Source organism: Pseudarthrobacter siccitolerans, assembly GCF_001046895.1.
GTDB classification, from domain to species: Bacteria; Actinomycetota; Actinomycetes; order Actinomycetales; family Micrococcaceae; genus Arthrobacter; species Arthrobacter siccitolerans.
The window spans coordinates 1-22,991 of the sequence record NZ_CAQI01000048.1 but is presented as its reverse complement, the minus strand read 5'-3'; the positions used below and the strand labels follow the sequence as shown (position 1 = coordinate 22,991).

Genomic DNA, 22,991 nt, shown 5'->3' with positions numbered 1-22,991 from the left:
AGTGCCGGTTCTGTTCCGTCAAGGGATAAGCGATTGCTCGCTATCAGGGGCTGTCCGGCAGGGTCTTGTGGCTGGTCAAGGCGTCGAACTGCTCCTGCCACAGGGACTTTTCCTGGTCCACGTACCGCCGGTAGGAGGCGGTCCATTTCGGCCAGATATCGGATGCGGTGTGGGCCTCGGCAACGGGCCGGTCCGGAGCCCGGGGAACGCTCCGTGGGGATGGCGCCGGGGGCACGTTCGGCGTCAGACGGATGGCCGGGTTCTGCGGTGGTTTCAGCCCGGAGTTTGGCGCGGTGAGCCGCGGCACCACGTCCATCAGCCAGAGCGCCACTTTGCATCCTGCCCAGATAATGCCGCAAAAGATCAGGGCAACGAAAAGGAAAGAAATCCATAGCAGGAGCCCGATGAACACCATGGCCCATTTTACCTAGCTCACCGTCATTTTGGGCAGGGATTGGAGCTTCGAGAGCCGGGTTGGACGGGCCCGGTTTCGGCGGGCTCAACCACCGGATTACAGCTTGAGCGTGAATACCCATAGCAGCACGTCCTCGCCCGGCACGTACCAGTCCCGCTCCGGCGCCCGCCGGAACCCAAATGACTCGTACAGCGCGTGGGCCCGTTCCATAAACGTGGCGCTGGTGATGCTGATGGCCTCGATGCCGGGCAGCTGCCGGGCGTGCTCCACCACCTTGCCCACCACTGCGCGGCCCATGCCGTGGCCCTGGAAGGACGGGTCCACGGCCAGCATGCGGAACTCCAGCTCACCCTCTACGGCGATCTCGCTGTAGGGCCCGCCGGAGAACGTCAATGTCACCGCCGCGACCACCCGACCGGCAGCTTCCGCCACCCACACCTGCGCATGCTCGGCCCGGTGCTCCACATCCTCGAGCACGCCGATGTACGGATGGTCGGCCTCGAAGTGGCCGGCCGCCAGGTAGGCATCGCGGGTGATGCGCCGGACGTCCGGAAAGTCCGACGGCGCCGCCCGCCTGAACGCGACACTCACTGCACGCCTGTGGTCGCGGCAGTCCGCTCGATATAGTTTCCCAGTCGTGCCAACTCCGGCTGGGATGAGGGGTCGCCCACCGCGTCTCCGCCCACCGCGTTGGCCACGGCCAGCGCCCGGGCATAATCCAGTCCCTGCTGCAGCGCCAGGACCAGTGCGGCGCAAAAGGCATCCCCGGCGCCGATGGTGTTGGCCACCTGCACTGACGCTGACGGAGCCTCCGCCACCTTACGGCCATGCTCAAACATCGCCGAGCCGTCACCCCCGTACGTCACCGCCACCAGCTTCGCCGACGCAAGGGCGGGGATCAGGGCGTACTCGCTCTCGTTCACGATCACCAGGTCGCAGCGCTCCAGCAGTTCCGCCGGCAGGTTCATGGCAGGCGCGGCGTTCAGTACAAAGAATCCAGAGGAGCGGCGCGCGGCTTCCAGCACCACCGGCAGGCCCACCTCCAACTGGCACAGCACCGCCTCGTCCGGAGCGAACTCCACTCCCTTCAGCGACAGGTGGGAGTTGGCGCCCGGGCACACCACAATCTGGTTCTCACCGTCGCGGTCCACAACAATCAGCGCGGTCCCCGTCGGCTGGGGGAGGACCGCCACGTCATCGGTGTCGACGCCGGCACTCGCCAGCGCGTCGAGCATCCGCCTGCCGTGCGAATCGCTGCCCACGGCGCCGATCATGCGTGCGCTGCCGCCCAGCCGGGCTGCAGCGGCGGCCTGGTTGGCGCCCTTGCCGCCGGGCTGTTCGGACAGGACGGCGTCGCCGATGGTTTCGCCCGCGGTGGGGAGCCGCTGGGCGGTGGCGATCAGGTCCAGGTTGATGCTGCCCACAACAGTGAGGGCAGGAAGGTGGTTGCTCATGAGATTCCTTACGCGGGAGGAGCCGGAAGCGGCCGGATTAGGAAATAGTGTACGCCACTGTTGTACTTGTCCGTCATACATGGTTGTATAACAACTCACATCCCAACCGCAGGACCCGCCTGCTGAAACAAAGGAGTTTGATGTGAACACCCCAACCCCAGCGGCCGCCGCGCCTCCCGCCCAGGCCGCGCCCGCCGTCGTCGTTCCCGAGACGAACCCAGCCGCCTTCCAGGGCCGCCGCGCCGCCCTGCTGATCTCCACGCTGCTGCTCGGCGTCCTGTCCTTCCAGCTCAACGCCAGCATGGTCACTCCCGCACTGCCGCAGATCGCCGCCGAGTTCGGCCAGGGCGCGGACAGCGCCGCCCCCGTGCAGTCCATGTTCTTCCTCGCCGGTGCCATCGCCGGGCCCGTGATCGGCCGGTGGAGCGACTTCATCGGCCGCCGCGCCGCGCTGCTCCTGGTCCTCGGGATCATGGGTGCCGGCACCATCCTCTGCATCACCGCGCCCACGCTGCCGCTGCTGGTCACCGGCCGGTTCCTGCAGGGCGTCTCCAGCGCCGTCTTCGCGCTCGCCTACATCGTGCTCAGCGAGAACCTGCAGGCCAAGGTCTTCGGCACGTCCGTGGGCATCATCGCCGCCATCAACGGCGGAATCGGCGGCGTGGACGGCTACGTCGGCGGGCTCATGGCCGAGACACTCGGCTTCCGGTCCATCTTCGTCGTGGTCCTGGTCCTCACCGCCATCGCCGCCGCCTGCATCATCAAAATGGTGCCGAAGGGCCGTCCCGCCGGCATCCGCGGCGCCATGGATTGGTGGGGCGCCGGCTCCCTCTCACTGTTCCTGGTGTTCATCACCTACTTCGTCTCCGACGGCTCGGCAGCAGGCTGGACCGCGCCCTCCACCCTGGCCCTGCTGGCCGGCACTATTGCGTCCTTCACCGCCTTCTGGATGATCGAAAAGCGCCGCAGCAACCCGCTGATCGCCGTCCACCACCTGCGCTCACGCCAGGTATGGCCGGTCATCGCCACCACCGTCCTCACCCTCGCCGGCATCTTCGCCATCATCAACTTCACCGTGGTGCTGCTGAGCCAGGATCCCGACGGCGGCTTCGGACTCAGTGCCTCCCTCTCGGCTCTGCTGTTCCTCACCCCGGCCGCGCTCATCGGCGTCTTCGCCGCACCTTTGGCAGGCTGGCTGGCCGACCGCCGCGGCTGGATCAAGACCCTCCGCGCTGGAACCGGGCTCAGCCTGGCCTGCGCCATCGCTGCCGCCACGTTCTCCACCAACCACACGGCGGTGCTGATCGCCGTCGCGGCCCTGGGCATCTTCTACAACGGCCTGTTCCTCACGGCCATCAACGGGCTCTCGGTGCTGCTCTCGCCCAAGGAAGCCCCGGCCGCGCTGCCCGGTATCAACGGCGCCTCCTTCGGCATCGGGGCGAGCCTCGGCGTCGTCCTCGTGGCACCGTTCGCTGCCCAGGCCACGGCCGCCGGGTACGCCACCGCCCTCTGGATCTCGGTGGCCATCACGGCCGCCGCGTTCATCGTCAGCCTCTTCGTCGCCGCCCCCAAGGGCGAGACCGTCTAACCCGCTTCAACCGAAAGAGAATTACCGCCATGACCGCCACCTCCCCGTTCTACCTGGACTGCGACACCGGCATCGACGACGCCCTCGCCCTGGCCTACCTGCTGGCCGCCCCCGCCGCCGAGGTGGTGGGCATCGGGACCGTCAGCGGCAACGTCAGTGCCGCCGTCGGCGCCCGCAACACCCTGGACCTGCTCCAGCTCGCCGGGCACGCCCACATCCCCGTGGCGCTCGGCGCGCACGACCCCCTCGCCGGTTCCTTCGGCGGCGGGGCGCCGTGGGTGCATGGCGGGAACGGAATCGGTGAGGTGGCGCTCACGACGGCGGCGGCTCCGGTTGTGGAGGAATCCGCGGCTGAGATGCTGGTCCGGTTGGCCCATCTGTACCCTGGCACCCTGAAGGTCCTGGCGATCGGGCCGCTGACCAACATCGCCGAGGCCCTTCAGCTGGAGCCTGCCCTTCCGTCCCTGGTGGAGTCGATCACCGTGATGGGCGGAGCTGCCCTGGCTCCCGGCAACATCACGCCGGTGGCGGAGGCCAACATCCACAACGACCCTGAGGCCGCCGCCCTGGTACTGGCCGCCGGTTGGGACATCACCCTGGTGCCGCTGGACGTGACCATGGCTTCGGTGCTGGAAGAGACGCACCGGCAGGAGCTACTGGCGTCTTGTTCGCCGGTGGCACAGGCGCTGGGGGAGATGCTGGGCTATTACTTCCGGTTCTACGAGGGCATCTACGGCCGGCCCTGCTCCGCCATGCACGATCCGCTGGCGGCAGCGCTCGCGGTGGGTGCTGTTAAGGCCGCCTCAGCGCCCGTGGTGCGTGCCGCCGTCGACACCTCCGACGGGCCGGGCCGCGGGCAGACCGTCTGCGATATGCGTGGCCTGTATGCCGGCTATCCGCCAGTGAAGGGCGCGCGGTGCCGCGTGGTGCTCTCGCTCGAGGAGGACTTCGCCCCGCACCTGGTGGAGACGCTACTGACGCTGCGGCCGGCGGTTGAGCCCGTGCCGATCGGCTGAGCCTGCGCCCTACCTCCCCGCGGGAGCAGCGTCAGGCCTGCGGACGCCGCCCAGCATGAAGTAGCCCGCCAGCACCATGGCGAGCCCAAAAGGTATGGCCAGCAGGACCGCCGGCGTCTGCTCATTGGCTGCCAGCAAAGCGATACTGCTGACCACGAAGAAAATCCCCAGCCAGCGGGGAAAAACTCCAGCGCGAAGAATAAAAACTCCGATCATCAGGAAACCTGCGATCACGGCCAGCAGTCCGGGGATGACAAAGAACGGCATACCGGGGAAGTCGCCGGCGAAGAATGCCGTTTGTATGAGCGAGCCGGCAAACAGCAGGATGAAGCCGACGGCGGCTGTCAGCAGGCCGGCGTTCGCGAGTTTCCGGTGGTGGCCGGATCGCCGGGCAAGCAGGGTCATCCCCGCGATGCCCAGCAAGGTGAGGAGGGATGCGGCAGCGCCTGCGACGGAAACAAACCCGGTGGCTGAACGCATCGCCGTCGTCTCGCAGTCCATGCCGATACAGCCGATGGGTTGCAGGTTGTGCAGGAAGGCTGCGAGGGCGCAAAGCAATCCGCCGAGTATCGCTGCTGCACCGGCCCACCTCGGGAACCGTCCTGTCCAGAAGGTGTTGTCGAAACTTCCCTGGGCCATGACGGGCCCTACAGCGTTTCGGGAATCGGGCGGCCCGGGAAGAGCGTGGCGTACTGCTTGCGGTACAACCTCCGTCCGACGAGGCGGTACCCGAGGCGGACCGGCGGGGGAATTTCTTTGAGCATCTCCCTCTGGTCCGCCGGCGGATTCGTGGAAAGCACCATGCCGAGGTAGCCCACCAGGAATTTCTTGTCGAGCTGGTTGATCCCGTGCTGTGCGGCTGTCTGCATTTCCTTGTCGGTCAGCACCCTGTCCACCGCGGGCATCACCTCGGTGACTTCGCGGCGCAGATGGATGTTGAGGACAGCCTTCAGGTCTTCGTAGCGTTCCGCGAGTTCCTGGCCCGTTTCCGCGTCCGCCGTTTGCATCCAGCGCAGCCGGAGCGGTTCGATGCTTTCGAGCCGTTCGGTGACTTGGCGGTGCTGCTCGAGCATCAGCCCCACATGCAAAGCACATGCCGGTGCCCGTTCCTTCAGTTGCGGGTACATCAGCATGTCCTCGCCCTCGTGGTGGATGTGGAGGACCTTGTCGAAGTTCCCCAGCACTTCGCCCACGTACGCGGCGCGGGCGGTGTCTCCGGCCGCGGCGGAACGCACCAGGCCGGGAGCCTCCTCGTAGGCCCAGAGGAAGAAGCGGTGGATGCGACGCATGCCGGCTGTCCCTGCGCACAAGACGGGTCCTGCGGGAACTGGAGCTGCGGTCTCGCCGGGCTGCATGGTGAAGAAGTCGGTCATTGGATGGGCCCCTTTGCGCTCGTCAATGCGAGACCAGCACCTCTCCCCGCGAGCATCGTAACGTTTGCCTCTAATGCCCCACAATGGTCGGTCGGTCCGGCGGGGGATTAGGTAGGGAAATGTTGTGGGTTTCTCTATCCAACGGGTGCAGGGTGGGAGCAAGATTTCCCCCATGAAAAGACTTGTGATTGCTGGTTTCGCAGCGGCAGTGTTGGCGTTTGGCGCAATCAACCCGGCAGTGGTGGGTAACGCGGCGCCTGATCCGTCGCACGTTCCCGGGCAGATCATGGTGAAGTTCCGGGACAACGCTGTGGCGGCCGGCGTTTTGCGCCAGCACGGGCTGACTGACGGGCCCGGGATCGGGGACACGGGTGCGCACCTCATCAAGGTTCCGGCCGGCAAGGAACTCCAGCTTGTGGACGCGCTGGGCCGGAACCCGGCGGTGGAGTACGCCGAACCCGACCAAACAGTAACCCCTGCTACCGATGATCCGCTTTTCGGTTATCAATACGCGCTGCAGAACGTGGGTCAACCGTTCAGCAACAACAATCCGGAGTACCCGATACCTGTGGCTGCTGGAAAAGCGGACGCCGATGTCGATGCCGTCGAAGCGTGGAGCCTCGCAAAGGGCACTGACATCAAGGTTGCCGTTCTGGATTCCGGTGTGGACCTTGACCATCCCGACATCAACCCCAAAGTGGTTGCACGGGCCAATTTCAGCGGTGCAACCACGAACGAAGACAAGTACGGCCACGGCACCCATGTGGCCGGCATCGTCGCCGCTGCACAGAACAACAAGGAGGGCGTAGCCGGGGTTTGCCCGGATTGCACCATCCTGGCAGGCAAAGTCCTGAACGACAGCGGCGTTGGATCCAGCTCAGGCCTTGCCAGCGGGATCAACTGGGCAGTCAGCAATGGTGCCAAGGTGATCAACATGAGCATCGGGGTGCGGTCGTCGCGCACGCTGGAGACTGCCGTGAACAACGCCTGGAACAAGGGGTCGGTACTGGTTGCCGCGGCAGGCAACGGCGCTAACCAGACCAAGATCTACCCCGCCGCGTACCCCAACGTCATCGCGGTGGGCGCCACGGACAACAATGACGCCAAAGCGACCTTCTCGACGTTCGGCGCCAGTTGGGTGGATGTTGCGGCGCCTGGAGTCGCTGTCTACTCAACCTTCCCGAACCACGACTTCGCGCTCCGGGCGCCCAATAAAAGGGCCTTGAGCTACGACATCGGGAACGGCACGTCCATGTCCTCACCGATTGTGGCTGCTACCGCCGCGCTTGTCTGGAGTAAGAATCCTGGTGCCGGCCCGAAGCTAGTGCGTGAAAAGGTCGAACTTACCTCGGAGAAGAAGTCCGGCCAGGAAACCTACTGGGCATACGGCAGGGTCAACGCCTGTAAAGCGGTGGGTGGCTGCCCATAGCGCTGGGCGCGGACCGGATCAGGACTGCAGCGACTGCATCACCGAAAGGTGGCCGGCCCGGGCGGCGATCAGGCACTTGGCCAGGTAGAACGGCTGGTTGCCGTACCTGACGTACTGGGTGAGGACCAGCACGGGATCGGACGGGCGCAGGTCCAGCAGCTTGGCGCGGCTGGGGCCCACCTGGCTGAGGCTGATCTGGCACTCGCCGGGCCCGGGCAGCCGGCCCAGCTGTTTGTTGAGCGAGGCAAGCAGGGTGGTGCCGCCGTCGTCCTCTATCTCCAGGGGTGCGGCAGGACTGCTGCCGAGGCTGACGGGCTGGGCCGAGATGTTTTCCTGCAAATGGGCGATGGCCTCGCCGTCGCGGATCAGGACGGATTCCCAGAGCCAGGTGTCGCTGCCCGGCTCGATTCCGACGCCGGGCGCGGCGAATTCGGACGCCGGCTGGCGGACCACCTGGATGCGCTTGACCTCGAGTTGCTGCCCCGGGCCGGCAAGGACTTCCTCGAACGGGCGGATGCGTTCGATACCGATGCGGGGGAGTGTGTCCGAGACGAAGCGTCCGACGCCGCGCCTCGCCCTGATCAGGCCGTCCTCCTCAAGCAGCATGAGGGCCTCGCGGACCACCGTGCGGCTGACTTTCATGTCGGCCCCGAGTTCGGTTTCGGTGGGGATCATGGAGCCGGGCGTGAGGAGGCCGTTGCGGATGGCCTCGGCGATCCGGGAGTACACCGCGACGCGGAGGGGTGAGCCGGGCTGGGCGGCCACCGGCTGGGACAGGAACCGGGCGGCGTCCTGGTGCACGTTATGCCTCGCTTACTGGATGTGGAAACTCCAGCCTACCGGTGTGACGTGTTCGTCGGACAAGTGTCCCGGGTGGTTCAGGATTCAGGCGTTTTCTGCCAGCACCCGGCCCAGGGTTTTGAGGTTGCCACGGAGAGACCGGCCCAGCAGCCGGTTCACCAGTGGATCAGGCAGCCTGCCCAGGAGGCCACCCATCGCTGCGGTTTCAATCCGTTCCGTGACACGGGTGCCGTCACCGGCCGGTTCCAAGGTGAAGGTCGCAGTTACGTCGCGCTTTCCTTCGACCGAGCGGGACACCATCCGCCGGGGCGGCTCGAATTCGGTGAACTCCACCATCCAGTCAAACTGGTGGCCCATGTAGCGGCTGGTTCCCCGACCTCGCGTTCCCAACCCCGGTGGTCCGTCCCCAACCTGTCCGGACGCAGTGACGAAGGCATCGAAGGCCGAAAGGTTCTCAAAATCCGCCAAGAAATCGAAGACCTCCTGGATCGGCCGGCTGATGACCACGCTTTCTTCTGTTGCTGGCACGGGGTTCTCCTTTGAAGCTCCCCAGCGATCGTAAGCACAAGGTACTACTTTCTCCACGGGGTGTCACTACTTTTGTAGTAGGGATTCGGGGTGTTCCGATCTTCGGCCTGGCGCGCCCCGGAAGCGCCAGTTTTAGCTGCCAAAATGCCAAAACGTTTCTTCAGATGGAAAGTGACGCTTGACACCTCCCAAAAGGTGGCCGTATCTTGGTGCCAAGTCGTTTTAGCAAAACGATTTTTCACCCCAAGCATTGTCTCGCCCTTTCCGTTCGAGAGAAAGTGAGTCGACAGCGATGTCCACTCGAAAGACCATCAACAGGTTCGTCACCATCGGCGGCATCTGCACCGCCGTGGCACTGGCAGCCACCGGGTGCGGCGCAGGGGGCCCGTCCACCACGGGTAGCGCCGGCGCCAGCACCGTCAACGTCCTCGTCGAAGCAGGCGGCAAAGCCGAACTGACCGGTGTCGCCGAACAGTGCAAAAAGGACGCCGGAGTCAGTGTCAACTTCGTCGAACTGCCCTACGACGGCATGTTCAACCGCCTCTCCAGCGAATTCTCCTCCGGCAACGTCTCCTTCGACGTCGCGGCCCTGGACTCCGTCTGGCTGCCCAGCTTCAAGGACGCTGTCCAGCCCATCGATGAAATCTTCACTGACGAGGCTAAGAAGGACATCTTCCCCGCCCTCGTCAAGGAAGCGAACGTGGACGGCCACTTCATCGGCCTCCCGGCGTGGACCAACGCCGAGATCATCCTCTACCGCAAGGACCTCTTCGAGGACGCCAAGAACAAGGCCGACTTCCAGGCCAAGTACGGCTACGAGCTGGCCGCCCCCACCACCTGGAAGCAGTACCAGGACATCGCCGAATTCTTCACCAAGGACGGCATGTACGGCACGGACGTGAAGGGCGGCGTGGAAACAGAATGGCTCGCCCACGTCCTGCAGGCCGGCTCGCCCATGGTCCTGGACGGCGACAAGGTGGTCATCGACAACGCCGCGCACAAGGAAGCCCTGGACTTCTACGTCAGCCTGGTCAAGTCCGCTCCGTCCGGTGCCGCGCAGGTTGACTGGGCCGCCGCCCAGAACCTGTTCAACCAGGGCAAGACCGCCATGACCCGCTTCTGGGCCCACGCCTACCGGCAAATCCCCAAGGATTCACCGGTGGCCGGCAAGGTGGGTACCGCTCCGATGATCGCCGGATCTGCCGGCATCGGCGGCGTCCCGGGGCCCTGGTACCTCACCGTCCCGAAGGCAACCAAGAATGCCGATGCTGCCAAGAAGTTCATCAAGTGCGCTTACGACAACAACAGCATGGGCATCGAATCCAGCCTCGGCCTGGCTTCCCGCATCTCCGCCTTTGAGAAGTACCAGGACAAGGAAGGTTATGAAAGCTTCGGCCCGCTGATCGAAACCCTGAACGGGACGGCGACGGCCACACGCCCGGCCACCGAGAAGTGGCAGCAGATCGTGGACACCGTCCTGGTTCCCATGCTGCAGAAAGCCGTAGCCGGCGGTGACTCCGCCACCCTCCTCGCTGATGCCAAGAAGCAGATCGAGGACCTCGTCAAGTAAGACCCCCGCGGCCGGCACCTGCCGAACAGGCACAGCAAGTCCGGTGCCGGCCGCGGCCCCAACCAGCGGAAGAGAAAACCGTGCGCATCTCCGATCGCCGCTTCGCATTGTTCCTGATGACACCAGCGGCGCTGTTCCTGGCAGTGTTTGTCGCATTCCCGCTGTTCCGCCTCGTGGCGGACAGCTTCTTCAAGATCTCACCGATCGCCGGCGGTCCCCGGGACTTCGTGGGCCTGGACAACTACGTCCGGGCCTTCGCCTCCGAAGCCTTTGTCGGCGCCGGCTGGCGGACCCTGGCCTACACCCTGGTGGTGGTCACGCTCGAATTCGCCCTCGGCCTGGGCATGGCACTGCTGTTCACCACGCTGGGCAAAAGCTCGCAAATCTGGCGGACCGTCTTTATGTACCCGCTGATGATCGCCCCCATCGTGGCAGGCCTTCTCTGGAAGTTCCTGATGATCGACAACTTCGGCCTCATCGGAACCCTCCTGCACCAGGCCGGCATCCTGTCCAACCCCAACCAGATCGGCTGGCTCTCGGATCCGAACATCGTGCTCTACTCCGTGGCCATTCCGGACATTTGGCTGACCACGTCCTTTATGTGCCTGGTGCTCTTCGCCGGGCTGCAGAACATCCCGGGTGACCTGATTGAAGCCGCCCGCCTCGACGGCGCACGCGCCCCGGCCATGCTGTTCCGCATCATCCTGCCCCTGCTGCGGCCGGTGATCGCCGTGGCCCTCGTGGTCCGCGGAATCGACGCGGCCCGGGCCTTCGACACCATCCTCATCCAAACCAACGGCGGCCCGCAGTCCGCCTCGGAAACCATGAGCCTGCTGATCTACCGGACCATGATCCGGTTCGGCGACCCCGGACTGGCCAGCGCCATGGGCACCCTCTACCTGCTGGCCATGCTCGCCGTCGCGTTCGTCGCGGTGTCCACCATCTGGCGGCCAGGAAAGGACAACTGATGCGCGTCGCTGAAAAAACAACGCACGACGGCGGGAAGTCACCTGCGGCGGTTGCAGGACCTTCCGTGCCAACCTCCGGAGGCAGCAGCGGCCGGAAGCGCCGCGGCGTCAACCGCGAAGGCCTGGAAGCGGGCCGCCGCAGCACCAGGACCCTGCTGTGGGTCCTCCTCGCCGTGGCGATGGTGCTCTACGGGTTCCCGTTCCTGTACCTGCTTTTCACCTCCTTCAAGACGCCCATCGATACCATCGCGGTGCCGCCCACCATCCTCCCGCGGGAGTGGACGCTGGAGAACTACACCAACGCGTTGGGCCGCAGCGGTGTGGTGGCGTCCTTCATCAACAGCATCCAGACGGCCATCATCAGCACCCTGTTGTCACTGGTGCTGGCGGTACCCGCGGCCTACGGCATCACCAGGTACAAGACCCTGAGCGGCCGGATCTTCATCATGGCTGCGCTGGTCACCCGCATGGTGCCGCCGGTGGCCATCGGCATTCCGCTGGCCTCGATGATGGCCTCCATGGGCCTGTCCGATACACCGATCGCACTGTCCATCGCGCATACCACCATCTCGCTGCCGCTCTCGATCTGGCTGATGTCCAGCTTCTTCGAAGCGGTGCCCAAGGACCTGGAGGAAGCGGCAACCGTGGACGGTTGCAGCCGCCTCGGAGCCCTGTGGCGGGTGGTAATCCCGGTAGTGTCCGGCGGCATCGCGGTCACCGCGATCTTCGCCTTCCTGGCCTCCTGGAACGAGTTCCTGTTCGCACTCCTGATGACGGCCATCCGCTCCCAGACAACGCCAGTGGTGATCGCGAACTTCCAGACCCAGTTCGGCCTGGACTGGGGATCCATGACGGCCCTGGCCGCCGTGTACTCCATCCCGGTCATCCTCCTGACCCTGCTTTTGCAGCGCAAGATCGTCGCAGGCATGACGCTCGGCGCGGTCAAGGGCTAGACCACCAATAACCAGTAGCCTACTGATGACGCCCAGGGGCATCACCGACCATAAGGACGTGGGAGACAGATGAGCAACAAGAACATCGGGATCAAGGACGTGGCCACCGCCGCCGGCGTGTCCGTGACGACCGTCTCCCACGTCCTCAATGAAGTGGCCTATGCCCGGATCAGCCCCGAAACCAGGGACAAGGTCCGGTCCGCGGCGGAACAACTGGGGTACGGGCCAAACCGCCTGGCCCAAGCCCTTCGCACCCAGAGGACGGGCATGCTGGGCCTGGTGAGCGAGGACATCGCCACCACGCCCCACGCCGGCCGGATCATCCTCGGTGCGGAGGAGGCTGCCAAAGCCCGGGGGTACAACCTCATGATCATCAACACCTCCGGCTCAGCCAGCCTCGAATCCCGGCGGGACGACGTCGAGGCCCTCCTGGAACGCCGGGTGGACGGCATCCTCTATGCCACCATGTACCACCGCATCGTGGAGCTGCCGGCCAATCTCGGCAGCGTTCCCTCGGTCCTGGTGGACTCGGTGGCCGCCGGCGGAAACATCACCGCCGTCATCCCGGACGAGGAAGGCGGTGCCCGCACCGCTGTGCAGGCTTTGCTCGCGGCCGGGCACCGGCGGATCGGCTTCCTTAACAACACCGACGACGTCCCCGCGACCCGCCAGCGGCTCCATGCCTTCCGGACCACGCTGGCCGAAGCAGGACTCGACGGCGGTGCGGCACCCGTCGAGTCCGAGGTCTCCGAGGTGCACGGCGGCTATGAGGCGGCCCGCCGGATCCTGTCCCGGGATGACCGGCCTACGGCACTGTTCTGCTACAACGACCGGATGGCGATGGGTGCCTACCGCGCCGCTGGCGAGTTGGGCCTCAGCATTCCTGCCGACCTTTCAGTAGTGGGCTTCGATGACCAGGAACTGATCGCCGCCAACCTCCACCCGGGCCTCACCACCGTGGCCCTGCCCCATTACGAGATGGGGGCATGGGCCACCGAGCACCTGATTGACGCCGTCGAGGGGAAGACCGACCTGTCTCTCATGGCACTCCACCCGACCATTCTGGGCTGCCCCCTCGTGACCCGCGATTCCATCGCGGCGCCGCTACAGTAGCAGCCTGCCCTTCCACTTTCCCCCTTTCAACGTCCCAAGAGGAACGCACCACATGTCCAGTTACCTAGATGCCGCACGCCTGGAAACAGCCCCGGCCGAGACCTCCGGCTTCCGGCCTGCCATCCACTTCACGGCAAGGGACACCTGGCTGAACGATCCCAACGGCCTGGTTTTCCACGACGGCCTCTACCACCTCTTCTTCCAGAACAACCCGTACGGCAATGTCTGGGGCAACATGTCCTGGGGCCACGCCACCTCCCGCGATCTGCTGCATTGGACGGAACACCCTGTAGCCATTGCTTGCGACGGGAACGAGGACATCTTCTCCGGCAGCGTGGTGGTGGACCACGGCAACACGTCCGGTTTCGGCACCGCGGAAGCACCTGCCCTCGTCGCCATCTACACCAGCGCCTACAAGGCCGCGTCAGAATACAACGGTACGCAGGCCCAGTCCCTGGCCTACAGCACGGACGCAGGAATGACGTGGCGGAAGTATGAAGGCAACCCCGTCCTCACCCGAAACTCGGCGCACTTCCGCGATCCCAAAGTCTTCCGCTACCAGGGGGAGGCCGGAGACTATTGGGTGATGGTCGCCGTCGAAGCGCAGCACCAGACGGTGGTGCTCTACCGTTCCGAAGACCTTAAGACCTGGGAGTTCCTCAGCGACTTCGGCCCGGCTAACGCCGACGCCGGCGAATGGGAGTGCCCGGACCTCTTTCCCCTGGCGGTGGACGGAGACCCGGACAACATCAAATGGGTACTGATCGTCAACGTTAATCCGGGTGCCGTGGCGGGAGGGTCCGGCGGCCAGTACTTCGTGGGGCATTTCGACGGCGTCCGGTTCGTTCCCGAGCCCGGGTCACTCGTGGCGCCTGGCGGGCTCAGTTCCCTCCCCGACCCGGAGGCGCGCTCGGCAGCCTTGCAGCAGTGCTTGTGGCTGGACTGGGGACGCGACTGCTACGCCTCGGTGTCCTTCAGCAATGCACCGGATGGCCGGCGGATCGTCATTGGCTGGATGAACAACTGGGACTACGCCAACCACCTGCCCACCGCTCCTTGGCGGTCCTCGATGACCCTTGCCCGCGAGGTGCGGCTGACAGAAGTCAACGGCTCCGCCCGGCTGGTCCAGCAACCGGTCCTGGCCCAGCCTGGGGGAGCGTTACTCGCTTCCGAGGAGCAGCTGAACGCCGGCACTTTTGAGCTGCGGAACTCAGCCCGCCGGTTGCCGGATGCGGTGCCCGGCAGCGCACAGATCATTGACGCCGAGATCGTGCCCGGCGCCTCCGAACGTGTTGGTCTCCGCCTCTTCGGGGGCCACGACGGGAGCGAGGGCACTGTTCTTAGCTACAACACTGCCAGCGCCCGGCTGGTCCTGGACCGCCGTCAATCGGGCAACACAGGCTTCCACGAGAAGTTCCCATCCATGGAATCAGCCCCGCTGGTACTCGAGGACGGCGTGCTCAAGCTGCAGATCGTCGTCGACCATTGCTCAGTTGAGGTATTCGCGCAGGACGGCAAGGTGGTCCTGACGGACCTCATCTTCCCTGACGCCGAACATGGGGAGAACTGGCTCTCGGCCGAGGGCGGCCCGGCAACGATACTGAAGCTATCCGTCTCAACACTTACCTGATCGCGCGGTTCCAACCAACATGCTTGACTCCATGAAAGGTCCAGAAAATGCCACCAGTCCAGCTCCCCGGCGGTGACCCCAGAGCGGGCCTTGATGTCCTTGTTGTGGGTGAAGCACTCGTGGACATCGTGATCTCCTCCCACGGCACTGTGGAGCACCCCGGCGGATCACCCGCAAACGTTGCCTATGGGCTCGGACGGCTGGGTGCCGACACGGCATTGCTGACGTCGATCGGCGACGACCACCATGCCGCCGCCATCGAGGAGCACCTGCACCGCGCTGGTGTTAATCTCCTGCGAGGGTCCAAGGGCAGCGGCGCAACCGCGACGGCCACTGCCACGCTGGCGTCCGACGGGTCCGCCCACTACGACTTCGACATCCGGTGGGACCTCGCGCGGACCGCTCCGGCTGCCCTTCCCAAAATCCTGCACACCGGCTCGATCGCCACGTTCCTGGCCCCGGGGGCTGCAGCGGTGAGGGAGCTTCTTGAGCAGTCGCACCGGCGCTGCGTGGTCACCTACGATCCCAACATCCGCCCAGCACTGCTTGGCAGCCAGTTCGAGGCAAAAACCATCTTCGAGGAACTCGTCCCGTTCACGGAAGTAGTGAAACTCAGCGACGAGGACGCGGAGTGGCTCTATCCGCGGGTGTCCCTGGAAGATATCTCCCAGCGCATCCTCGGGTTGGGTGCGGGGCTGGTCGCCGTCACCAGGGGAGCGGAGGGGTCCCGGCTTACCACCCGCGCCGCGCAGGTAGCCGTTCCTTCGGTCAGGTCTGCCGTGGTGGACACCATCGGGGCCGGCGACTCGTATATGTCTGCCCTGATCTACGGACTCCTGATGCGCGGAGCAGACGGGCTGGCACCGTCCGTGCTGGAATCACTGGGCCGCATGGCAGCCAAAGCAGCCGCCATCACGGTGCGCCGCCCGGGCGCCAACCCTCCCACATTGGAGGAACTGCAGGCGGACCTCCCCGAGCATCAGCCGGTGGCACAGTGAATCTTGGCGGAGCGAAACCTGGTGCAACGACTTCCGACAATGAAAGGGAAGAACCCATGCCAAGCAACAACTGCTACGACGTGACGACGTGGCCGGTCGGCAACCCGTATGAGGACGTCGGGGAAGTCATCAACAGCATCATCGCTGACATCAAGGACCGGCAGGCCGACGCCGATGTGAACCAGGGCGGAAAGCCCGGCGCCGTGATCTACATTCCGCCGGGGGACTACCGTCTCCGTACGCAGGTGGTGATCGACATCAGCTTCCTTCGGATCGAGGGATCGGGGCACGGCTTTACGTCATCGAGCATCCGGTTCAACGTGCCCGAAGACGAGTGGCCCGACCTGCACGAGCTGTGGCCCGGCGGGAGCCGCATTCTGGTGGACATCCCCCGGGCCGAAGACGCAGAGGAATCGAAGGGAGCCGCCTTCTACGTTGAGCGGAGCGGGAGCCCGCGGATCAGCTCGCTCGAGTTCTCCAACTTCTGCATCGATGGACTGCACTTCAGGCCGGACGGCTCGGCGCTGCCTGCGGAGAACACGTACGTCAACGGCAAGACCGGCATCTATGTGGCGAGCGCCAATGACTCCTTCCGCGTGACCGGCATGGGGTTCGTCTACCTGGAAAACGCCGTCACTATCTACCACGCGGACGCGCTCTCCATCCACGGCAACTTCATCGCGGAGTGCGGAAGCTGCATCGAACTGCGCGGGTGGGGCCAGGCGTCAAAGATCACCGACAATCTGGTGGGGGCCGGCTTCAAGGGCCACTCGATCTACGCCCAGAACCATGGCGGCCTGCTGATTACCGCGAACAACGTCTTCCCCCGGGGTGCGAGCAGCGTCCATCTCGAGGGCGTTACGCGGTCCAGCGTTACCAACAACCGTTTGCATTCGTTCTACCCGGGCATGGTGATGCTCGCAGCGAACAGTTCGGAAAACCTGGTGGCCACGAACCACTTCCTGCGTGACCATGAGCCGTGGACGCCCTTTTTCGGAGTGGACAACGGACTGGACGATCTCACCGGCCTTCTCTGCGTCAGCGGCAGCAACAACTCGGTCATCGGCAACCACTTCTCCGAGGTCATCGACTCCCAGGGCATCCGGCCGGCAGGTGCAAGGCCGGTGATCATCCGGCTGATGGCAGGGGCAGGCAACTTCGTCTCCAACAACCACGTGGTGGCTTTGGACGTTGACTCCGCATCAAGCGACTCCTGCTTCGAAGCCCAGGTGGATGCCCTGTTGACCACCGGGACGTCGGCAGGCCTCGCCGTCACGGCCGTGATGGTGGATTCCGAATCGACCCGGAATACCATCCTCGATTCCGGCAGCGATGCCCAGGTGAGCGCGGACCGGGCTGTTAACGCCTTGCGGTTCACCCCCGCCGTCGGTGCGGAGGCGGTACAGGTGCGTGCGGCCCGGTAACCCGATCAGGCACAAGCCCCTGAACGGGTATGGCCCCGGCAACAGCTGTAGCTGCGGCCGGGGCCATACCCTTCTCTGTGCAACCGGGGGGTGTCCGCCGGGAAAGACGTTTAAGCGCGTGCCTTGCTGTGGCCCTTCGTGAGGATTACGGCCAGGGCGATCATCCCCACGCCAAGCAGCAGGTGCAGGATGTTGTCGAAGCCGTTGAGTGGCACGAAGTTGCCCACGGAATCCTGGGGGATCACCAGGCCGTAGACGAAGAGGACCAGGTAGATGACCCCGCCGTAGAGCAGGAATGAACGGGCGCCCGCGGCAGACCTTGCCAGGGCGATACCCGCTGCGCCAAAGAGCAGGTGGACGATGTTGTGCAGGACTGAGACCTGGAAGAGGCCCAGCAGCAGGGCCTCGGAGTGGTGGCCGGCGAAGCCCAACTGGTCGTAGTTCCCTGTGATGCCCGGCACGAAGCCCAGGATGCCGACCAGCAGGAACACCGCCCCCACAACCATCGATGCCTTCTGGACATTGGTGCGTGCTGCCATGCCGGTGCTGGTGTGTGTTGCCATGGTGACCTCCTGAATGCGGTTTGTGTTGTTGGGCTGCCGGTTTGGCTGACCCAAGGGGGTATGCCAGCTATTCGCAGGACGTCGCGTGGAGGATGGGTGATGGCCGAAAATTCCTGCCGGGAGCGCAACCATTGGCGCCAGGCCGCAGTGGTCCGCGCGGATCCGTATTCCCTCGAAGGACGCGGTGGTGCGGGCCCCGGTGATCAGGCTCGGCGTCAGCGGCGGGAAGCTGGATGCCACTTGGGTAAATCGCTGCATCCGCGACGGAAGCATGTGCGCGTGTTCCGGGAGGTGCAGGCGTCTTCCTGCCCAGCGTTACATCTAGCATGATTCTATGAGCGCAAGGGGTTGGGCTGCCCGGCACCGTCTGGCGATGCGGGAGCGGGGCTTCCGGCAAATTCAGATGTGGGTGCCGGACGCACGGACGGAAGAATTCAAGCGTGAGGCGCGCCGGCAAGCATTGGCCGTTGCCGCGTCAGACCGGGCTACCGATGACCAAGACTTCATCGAGCAGATTTCGGAAGACTGGCCGGAGTGAAACGTGGCGAGCTATGGACGGTCTCCGGAGGCACCTACGCCCAAAAGCCACGTCCTGCGCTCATCGTCCAGGACGACCTGTTTGCGGAGTCGGCGTCCATCACCCTTTTGCCGCTAATCTCACAATTGACAGGCGCTCCGTTGCTGAGGTTAACCGTAGACCGCGGGGCCGTAGGCGTCTGGCCGCGGGCTCATGAGGTAGTCGGCAACACTTGCGGATTCTTCTTCCGCCATCACCAGCTTCAGGACGGCTGAGGTGTCGACACAAGTGTCGCAAGTTGTGGCCTACGCGCGTCAGCACGTAAAGCTATAGATAATCCCCGGAGCGTTCCCGCGCGATTTCCAGCAGCGTGGAGTGGAAGGCGACCTCGGCCGGGGCGTAGACCTTGTCCTGGCGCTGCGCCAGCAGGATCCGCCGCAAGGGTGCCGCGGCGCCCAGGCTGAGCACCCTGACATCGGGATGCTGGAGGGAGACCGCGGTTTTGGGCACCATGGCCACGCCCATCCCGACGCTCACCATCGCCTGCGCCTCCTGGTAGTCGTTGGCCAGGAACCCGATGGTCGGCTCAAAGCCGGCGTCGTGGGCGGATCGCTGCAGGACTTCCACCACGGGGTGGGCCTCCGCCCGGACGATCCACGACTCGTTGCGCAGATCCTCCATGCTGACCTCCTCCCGGCCTGCCAGTTGGTGTCCACGGGCCACCAGGATCACCGTGCTCTCCTGGAAAACCTCAGTGACCCGGATGGACTCGTCCTCAAAACGGTTCCAGGGATAGTCCCAGAGCAGGCACAAGCCTGTGGCACCGGATTCCAGGTCCGCCACGAGCTCATCGAAGCGGGCGCTGCGAAGGGAAAGGCCGATGGCGGGGTAGCGCTTCTTGAAGGTCCGGATGACGATCGGAATGAAGGATCCGGCCAATGTGGGGAACGTGCCCACGGTCAGGGATCCGCGCTTCAGCCCGGCGATCTCCCCGAGATCCGACTGGGCTGCCTTCATCTGGCGGACGATCTTGCGGGCGTGCCCGGCGAGTACCTGCCCGGCCTCGGTGGGCACCACCCCGCGGGAGCGGCGGTTGAGCAGGGGCTGCCCCACTTCCTGCTCGAGCTTTCGCAGCTGCTGGGAAACGGCCGAAGGCGTGTACATCATCAGTTCGGCCGCCGCAGTAATCGACCCCTGCTCCACCACCTCCAGGAGCAGGGCAAGCCGGCGGATATCGAACAAGGGCTGGTCCTCTTCGTTAAGCATCCGTGCGCCTCTCTGTTCTTTTCGTTCATTCACTGCACGATGCCCGTAAAGACGGGCCCTTTCCGCTACCGGGACGGGAAAGCTGAGACCGAAAGCGTGGACTACTTCCCTTTGCAGCCAATGATTGAAGAAACTCTACATCCCCTTTCAATTATCCAACATTGTCCTAAAGTGTGATCCGGCTCAACCTTTTCGTAGGCCCTCAACAGTTTTGAGGCGAAGGAGAGGTGGAGAGTCGATGAAGATCGAAGCGGAATGGATGCGCGGAGGCACCAGCAAGTGCTGGGTGTTCGAAGCGGAGCATCTCCAGGAGGGCGGTGCCAGCCTTGATGTGCTGCTGCCGCGGCTGTTCGGAAGTCCGGACGCGCGCCAGATTGACGGCGTGGGTGGGGCCACTTCCACTACCAGCAAAGCGATCATCCTGCACCGGCCCGCCGGCGGGGACATCGACGTCGAATACACCTTCGCCCAGGTAGGGATCGAAGAGGCCGGCGTGGACTGGGGCAGCAACTGCGGCAACGGCTCCGCGGTAGTGGGCCTGTACGCGATCGAGAAGGGCTGGGTTGTGCCTACCGGGGACGTCACCCGGATCGTCACCCGCAACACCAACACCAACCAGGTCATCGTCCAGCGCGTCCCCACCCCTGATGGCGCCCTGCCGGTCATCCCGGAAGGACAGATGCCCGGCGTCCCCTTCCCCGGCTACCCGGTGGGCCTCGGCTTCCAGGACCCGGCCGGCAAGACCACCGGTGCCCTGCTTCCCACCGGCGCGGCAACGGACAGCATCACCGCCGGCGGGACCGGCTGGACCGTTTCAATGGTCGACGCCGGTGCGCCGGTTGTGATGGTCCGCGCCGAGGAGCTGGGCCTGGACCCCGCCCGCTACGAGACGTGGCGCCCAGGCGTGGAACTGCAGCTGGACACCCTGGAGCACATCCGGCGCCAGGCAGCCGTGCGGATGGGCCTGGCTCCCACCACTGCCGAAGCTGCCAGGGCCATCCCCAAGCTCGCCATCGTGGCCGCGCCCGCCGACGCTGAAGCAGGCGCGGACGTCAACGTCATGATGCTCTCCATGGGCAGGCCGCACCCGGCGCTGGCCATCACCGGCAGCATCGCCCTGACCCTGGCCGCCCGCACCCCGGGCACCGTGCTGCACACCATCACGGGCGGCGCTCCCGGAGCCACCCTGCGGCTGCGAACCCCCGCCGGCGTGATTGAAACCTGGAGCGAGGAGCACGGCGGAAGCCTGCTCGTCGGCGTCGACCGCACTGCCCGCACCATCGCCACCACCATCATCCACCTCCCCGAGGTAGCCGGCAGCGCTGCACCTGCCGTCCTCGCGGGAGCCACTCAATGAGGAGTAAGCCATGACCAAAACAGCCCAACGACCCACTGACATTCTTGAGGAGGGCCGGGACGAACAGCCACCGCGTCCCAACCGCCGCCGCCGTATCCTACTGATGGCGGTAGCCGGCCTGACCATCCTGGGCCTGGCCGCCCTCGTGCTGGGGGGTGGCATCCTCAACCCGGGGGCCGCCGCGGACCCGGAGCACACCATGACAGCCGTACAAATCATCCCGCTCGTTATCCTCGTGGTGATGTTCGTCGTCGCCACCAAGTGGCCGCTGAACATCGGCGTGATGGGGCTGGTAGCCTCCTTCGGCGTCGGCTACTTCATGCTGGGAATGACGGACAAGCAGATCCTGGAAGAATTCCCGGCCAGCATCGTCCTGACCATCATCGGCGTCACCTACTTCTTCAGCATGGCCCAGCGGAACGGCACCATCAACATCATCGTCCAAAGCTGCGTCCGCCTGGTCAGGGGCAAGACGATGCTGCTGCCCTGGGTCTTCTTCCTGATGGCCGCCGCGCTCACCTCGCTGGGCACTTTCTCGCCCGCCGCCGTCGCCCTGCTGGCACCGGCCGCCCTTGGTTTCGCCTACGAATCCCGCATCCACCCGGTTGTTATGGGCGCATTCATCATCAACGGCGCCCACGCCGGCGGCTTTTCCCCGCTGTCCGTGGCCGGCGTGCTGGTGCACAACATCGCCGTTGACAACGGGTTCCCCATCTCGCAGGGCTCACTCTTCATTGCCAGCTTCACGCTGAACCTCATCCTTTCCGTCCTGACCATCGTGCTGTTCGGCCTCCTGGGCAAACTGCGCGACGGCGAAGGAGGCCAGCTTGCCGACGTGGACACCACCAGCGCCGGCCGCCCGCACGGACAGCAGATCCTCACCCTCGTCCTGATCGCCGCGATGCTTGTCTGCACCCTGGGCTTCCGCATGCCCATCGGTTTCGTGGCACTGTCCGCCGGGCTCCTGCTCGCCTTCATCAACATCAAGGAACACCAGACGTTCATCGGCGGCGTCTCCTGGTCCACCGTCCTGCTGGTGGCGGGCATGATCACCTACGTCTCACTCCTGCAGCACGTGGGCGTCATCGACACCCTCGCCGAACAGGCCCTGGCACTCGGTGCGCCCCTGCTCGTGGCACTGGTCCTCTGCTACGTGATCGGCGTCGGCTCGGCTTTTGCGTCCTCCACCGCCCTGCTGACCGCGTTCATCCCGCTCGCCGGTCCGCTGCTGGCCACCAGCAGCCTGAGCGCCTCCGGCACCGTCGCCGCACTGGCCATCGCCGCCACCGTGGTGGATGTTTCGCCCTTCTCCACCGACGGGGCCCTGGTGGTTGCCAACGCCCGCGACAACGACCGGCAGCGCGTCTACAAGCAGCTCATGATGTACGCCGGCGGCGTGGTGCTGGTTGCTCCGGCCCTGGCCTGGGCCCTGCTGGTACCCACCGGCATCATGTAGCCAACCCCGCCGCCATTTCGCCGTGGGGCTGCCGCGCGTGAAGTCTCGGAACTTCGGTACCACGGCCGCTGTGGTAATCCGTCCGCAAAAACTCCTGTAGGGTTGATCCTGTTGTTGTGTTTATGCAGTTGGTAGTTCAGGCAGTACGCGCGGTCGAAAGTCCGCGTTCTTCTGAAGTAGCGGTTTTGAACACCCCACACCGGAGGACCCGAAAGTCGGGACTTTTCCTCCACCTTCACGAAGGACAAAAATAATGGCTACTGGTACCGTCAAATGGTTTAACGCTGAAAAGGGCTTCGGCTTCATTTCCCCCGATGACTCCTCACAGGATGTTTTCGCACACTACTCTGCGATCAACTCCAACGGCTTCCGTTCACTCGAAGAGAACCAGAAGGTTTCCTTCGAAACCGAGCAGGGCCCCAAGGGTCCCCAGGCCACCAACATCCAGGCTCTCTAATTTCTTAGGGAAACTGGGGCCTCAGGGTTTCAATTTTTGAGCAGGGCCGGTCACTGACCGGCCCTGCTTTTGCTTAACCCGGTAGTGCTACAAAGACACCAAAGCACTCTTCACG

At 64.9% G+C, this 22,991-nt stretch carries 24 protein-coding genes; 15 read left to right on the top strand and 9 right to left on the bottom strand.

The window, feature by feature from the left end:
• Positions 1-43: 43 nt before the first annotated feature.
• The 3 genes from ARTSIC4J27_RS15125 to ARTSIC4J27_RS15115 all read right to left on the bottom strand — a co-directional run bounded on the left by ARTSIC4J27_RS15125 (position 44) and on the right by ARTSIC4J27_RS15115 (position 1,869).
• Positions 44-415, bottom strand: a complete 372-nt coding sequence (locus ARTSIC4J27_RS15125; protein WP_050056034.1) for a hypothetical protein — start codon at positions 413-415, stop codon at positions 44-46.
• Positions 416-511: 96 nt separating this feature from the next.
• Positions 512-1,006, bottom strand: a complete 495-nt coding sequence (locus tag ARTSIC4J27_RS15120) for a GNAT family N-acetyltransferase (RefSeq protein WP_050056033.1) — start codon at positions 1,004-1,006, stop codon at positions 512-514.
• A complete protein-coding gene (locus ARTSIC4J27_RS15115) occupies positions 1,003-1,869 on the bottom strand; it encodes a ribokinase (RefSeq protein ID WP_050056032.1) in 867 nt (288 codons plus the stop codon). The genes ARTSIC4J27_RS15120 and ARTSIC4J27_RS15115 overlap by 4 nt, the downstream gene beginning before the upstream one ends.
• A 142-nt stretch (positions 1,870-2,011) precedes the next feature.
• On the opposite strand from ARTSIC4J27_RS15115, the gene ARTSIC4J27_RS15110 reads away from it, so the two are divergent.
• Together ARTSIC4J27_RS15110 and ARTSIC4J27_RS15105 are read left to right on the top strand one after the other, a co-directional pair.
• Entirely contained in the window at positions 2,012-3,457 is a 1,446-nt protein-coding gene (locus ARTSIC4J27_RS15110) for an MFS transporter (RefSeq protein WP_050056031.1), read from the top strand.
• Between the two features lie 29 nt (positions 3,458-3,486).
• Positions 3,487-4,473, top strand: coding sequence for a nucleoside hydrolase (locus tag ARTSIC4J27_RS15105; RefSeq protein WP_050056030.1), 987 nt, complete (start codon positions 3,487-3,489; stop codon positions 4,471-4,473).
• A gap of 9 nt (positions 4,474-4,482) precedes the next feature.
• On the opposite strand, the gene ARTSIC4J27_RS15100 is transcribed toward ARTSIC4J27_RS15105, so the two are convergent.
• The gene (locus tag ARTSIC4J27_RS15100) at positions 4,483-5,112 is read right to left on the bottom strand and encodes a hypothetical protein (protein WP_050056029.1); all 630 of its coding nucleotides are present in this window, start codon (positions 5,110-5,112) and stop codon (positions 4,483-4,485) included.
• Between the two features lie 8 nt (positions 5,113-5,120).
• Entirely contained in the window at positions 5,121-5,846 is a 726-nt protein-coding gene (locus tag ARTSIC4J27_RS15095; RefSeq protein WP_050056028.1) for a hemerythrin domain-containing protein, read from the bottom strand.
• A 172-nt stretch (positions 5,847-6,018) separates the two neighbouring features.
• Between ARTSIC4J27_RS15095 and ARTSIC4J27_RS15090 the strand changes: the two genes are divergently transcribed.
• Positions 6,019-7,275 carry a S8 family serine peptidase gene (locus ARTSIC4J27_RS15090; protein ID WP_050056027.1) on the top strand — a complete coding sequence of 419 codons (1,257 nt, stop codon included), beginning with the start codon at positions 6,019-6,021 and terminating at the stop codon, positions 7,273-7,275.
• An 18-nt stretch (positions 7,276-7,293) separates the two neighbouring features.
• Here ARTSIC4J27_RS15090 and ARTSIC4J27_RS15085 read toward each other — a convergent pair whose 3' ends face one another.
• On the bottom strand, positions 7,294-8,076 hold the full coding sequence (locus ARTSIC4J27_RS15085; RefSeq protein WP_050056026.1) for a GntR family transcriptional regulator: 783 nt from the start codon (positions 8,074-8,076) through the stop codon (positions 7,294-7,296).
• Positions 8,077-8,160: 84 nt separating this feature from the next.
• The gene (locus ARTSIC4J27_RS15080; RefSeq protein ID WP_050056025.1) at positions 8,161-8,604 is read right to left on the bottom strand and encodes an SRPBCC family protein; all 444 of its coding nucleotides are present in this window, start codon (positions 8,602-8,604) and stop codon (positions 8,161-8,163) included.
• 292 nt (positions 8,605-8,896) lie between these two features.
• Between ARTSIC4J27_RS15080 and ARTSIC4J27_RS15075 the strand changes: the two genes are divergently transcribed.
• The 7 genes from ARTSIC4J27_RS15075 to ARTSIC4J27_RS15045 all read left to right on the top strand — a co-directional run bounded on the left by ARTSIC4J27_RS15075 (position 8,897) and on the right by ARTSIC4J27_RS15045 (position 17,260).
• Positions 8,897-10,174 carry an ABC transporter substrate-binding protein gene (locus ARTSIC4J27_RS15075; protein ID WP_050056024.1) on the top strand — a complete coding sequence of 426 codons (1,278 nt, stop codon included), beginning with the start codon at positions 8,897-8,899 and terminating at the stop codon, positions 10,172-10,174.
• 80 nt (positions 10,175-10,254) lie between these two features.
• Positions 10,255-11,142, top strand: coding sequence for a carbohydrate ABC transporter permease (locus ARTSIC4J27_RS15070; RefSeq protein ID WP_050056023.1), 888 nt, complete (start codon positions 10,255-10,257; stop codon positions 11,140-11,142).
• Positions 11,142-12,095 (top strand): carbohydrate ABC transporter permease, encoded by a 954-nt coding sequence (locus tag ARTSIC4J27_RS15065; protein WP_050056022.1) that lies wholly within the window; start codon positions 11,142-11,144, stop codon positions 12,093-12,095. The genes ARTSIC4J27_RS15070 and ARTSIC4J27_RS15065 overlap by 1 nt, the downstream gene beginning before the upstream one ends.
• Positions 12,096-12,164: 69 nt before the next feature.
• The gene (locus tag ARTSIC4J27_RS15060) at positions 12,165-13,208 is read left to right on the top strand and encodes a LacI family DNA-binding transcriptional regulator (protein ID WP_050056021.1); all 1,044 of its coding nucleotides are present in this window, start codon (positions 12,165-12,167) and stop codon (positions 13,206-13,208) included.
• 52 nt (positions 13,209-13,260) lie between these two features.
• Complete coding sequence (locus ARTSIC4J27_RS15055) at positions 13,261-14,838, top strand: glycoside hydrolase family 32 protein (protein WP_050056020.1); 1,578 nt, start codon at positions 13,261-13,263, stop codon at positions 14,836-14,838.
• A gap of 47 nt (positions 14,839-14,885) precedes the next feature.
• Entirely contained in the window at positions 14,886-15,836 is a 951-nt protein-coding gene (locus ARTSIC4J27_RS15050) for a carbohydrate kinase family protein (protein ID WP_050056019.1), read from the top strand.
• A 56-nt stretch (positions 15,837-15,892) separates the two neighbouring features.
• Complete coding sequence (locus ARTSIC4J27_RS15045; protein ID WP_050056018.1) at positions 15,893-17,260, top strand: right-handed parallel beta-helix repeat-containing protein; 1,368 nt, start codon at positions 15,893-15,895, stop codon at positions 17,258-17,260.
• Between the two features lie 110 nt (positions 17,261-17,370).
• Here ARTSIC4J27_RS15045 and ARTSIC4J27_RS15040 read toward each other — a convergent pair whose 3' ends face one another.
• Positions 17,371-17,823, bottom strand: a complete 453-nt coding sequence (locus ARTSIC4J27_RS15040; RefSeq protein ID WP_050056017.1) for a DUF4383 domain-containing protein — start codon at positions 17,821-17,823, stop codon at positions 17,371-17,373.
• A 334-nt stretch (positions 17,824-18,157) separates the two neighbouring features.
• Here ARTSIC4J27_RS15040 and ARTSIC4J27_RS15035 point away from each other — a divergent pair, with 334 nt between their 5' ends.
• Positions 18,158-18,361: an antitoxin MazE family protein gene (locus tag ARTSIC4J27_RS15035; RefSeq protein WP_050056016.1), complete on the top strand. Its 204-nt coding sequence runs from the start codon at positions 18,158-18,160 to the stop codon at positions 18,359-18,361.
• Positions 18,358-18,615, top strand: coding sequence for a type II toxin-antitoxin system PemK/MazF family toxin (locus ARTSIC4J27_RS23585; protein WP_050056015.1), 258 nt, complete (start codon positions 18,358-18,360; stop codon positions 18,613-18,615). Before ARTSIC4J27_RS15035 ends, ARTSIC4J27_RS23585 begins: the two co-directional genes overlap by 4 nt.
• A gap of 52 nt (positions 18,616-18,667) precedes the next feature.
• On the opposite strand, the gene ARTSIC4J27_RS15025 is transcribed toward ARTSIC4J27_RS23585, so the two are convergent.
• Positions 18,668-19,606, bottom strand: coding sequence for a LysR family transcriptional regulator (locus tag ARTSIC4J27_RS15025; protein ID WP_050056014.1), 939 nt, complete (start codon positions 19,604-19,606; stop codon positions 18,668-18,670).
• Between the two features lie 238 nt (positions 19,607-19,844).
• Here ARTSIC4J27_RS15025 and ARTSIC4J27_RS15020 point away from each other — a divergent pair, with 238 nt between their 5' ends.
• The 3 genes from ARTSIC4J27_RS15020 to ARTSIC4J27_RS15010 all read left to right on the top strand — a co-directional run bounded on the left by ARTSIC4J27_RS15020 (position 19,845) and on the right by ARTSIC4J27_RS15010 (position 22,876).
• Positions 19,845-20,963, top strand: coding sequence for a PrpF domain-containing protein (locus tag ARTSIC4J27_RS15020; RefSeq protein ID WP_050056013.1), 1,119 nt, complete (start codon positions 19,845-19,847; stop codon positions 20,961-20,963).
• Between the two features lie 10 nt (positions 20,964-20,973).
• Positions 20,974-22,419 carry an SLC13 family permease gene (locus tag ARTSIC4J27_RS15015; RefSeq protein ID WP_050056012.1) on the top strand — a complete coding sequence of 482 codons (1,446 nt, stop codon included), beginning with the start codon at positions 20,974-20,976 and terminating at the stop codon, positions 22,417-22,419.
• A gap of 253 nt (positions 22,420-22,672) precedes the next feature.
• Positions 22,673-22,876 (top strand): cold-shock protein, encoded by a 204-nt coding sequence (locus ARTSIC4J27_RS15010; protein WP_050056011.1) that lies wholly within the window; start codon positions 22,673-22,675, stop codon positions 22,874-22,876.
• Positions 22,877-22,991: the final 115 nt, after the last annotated feature.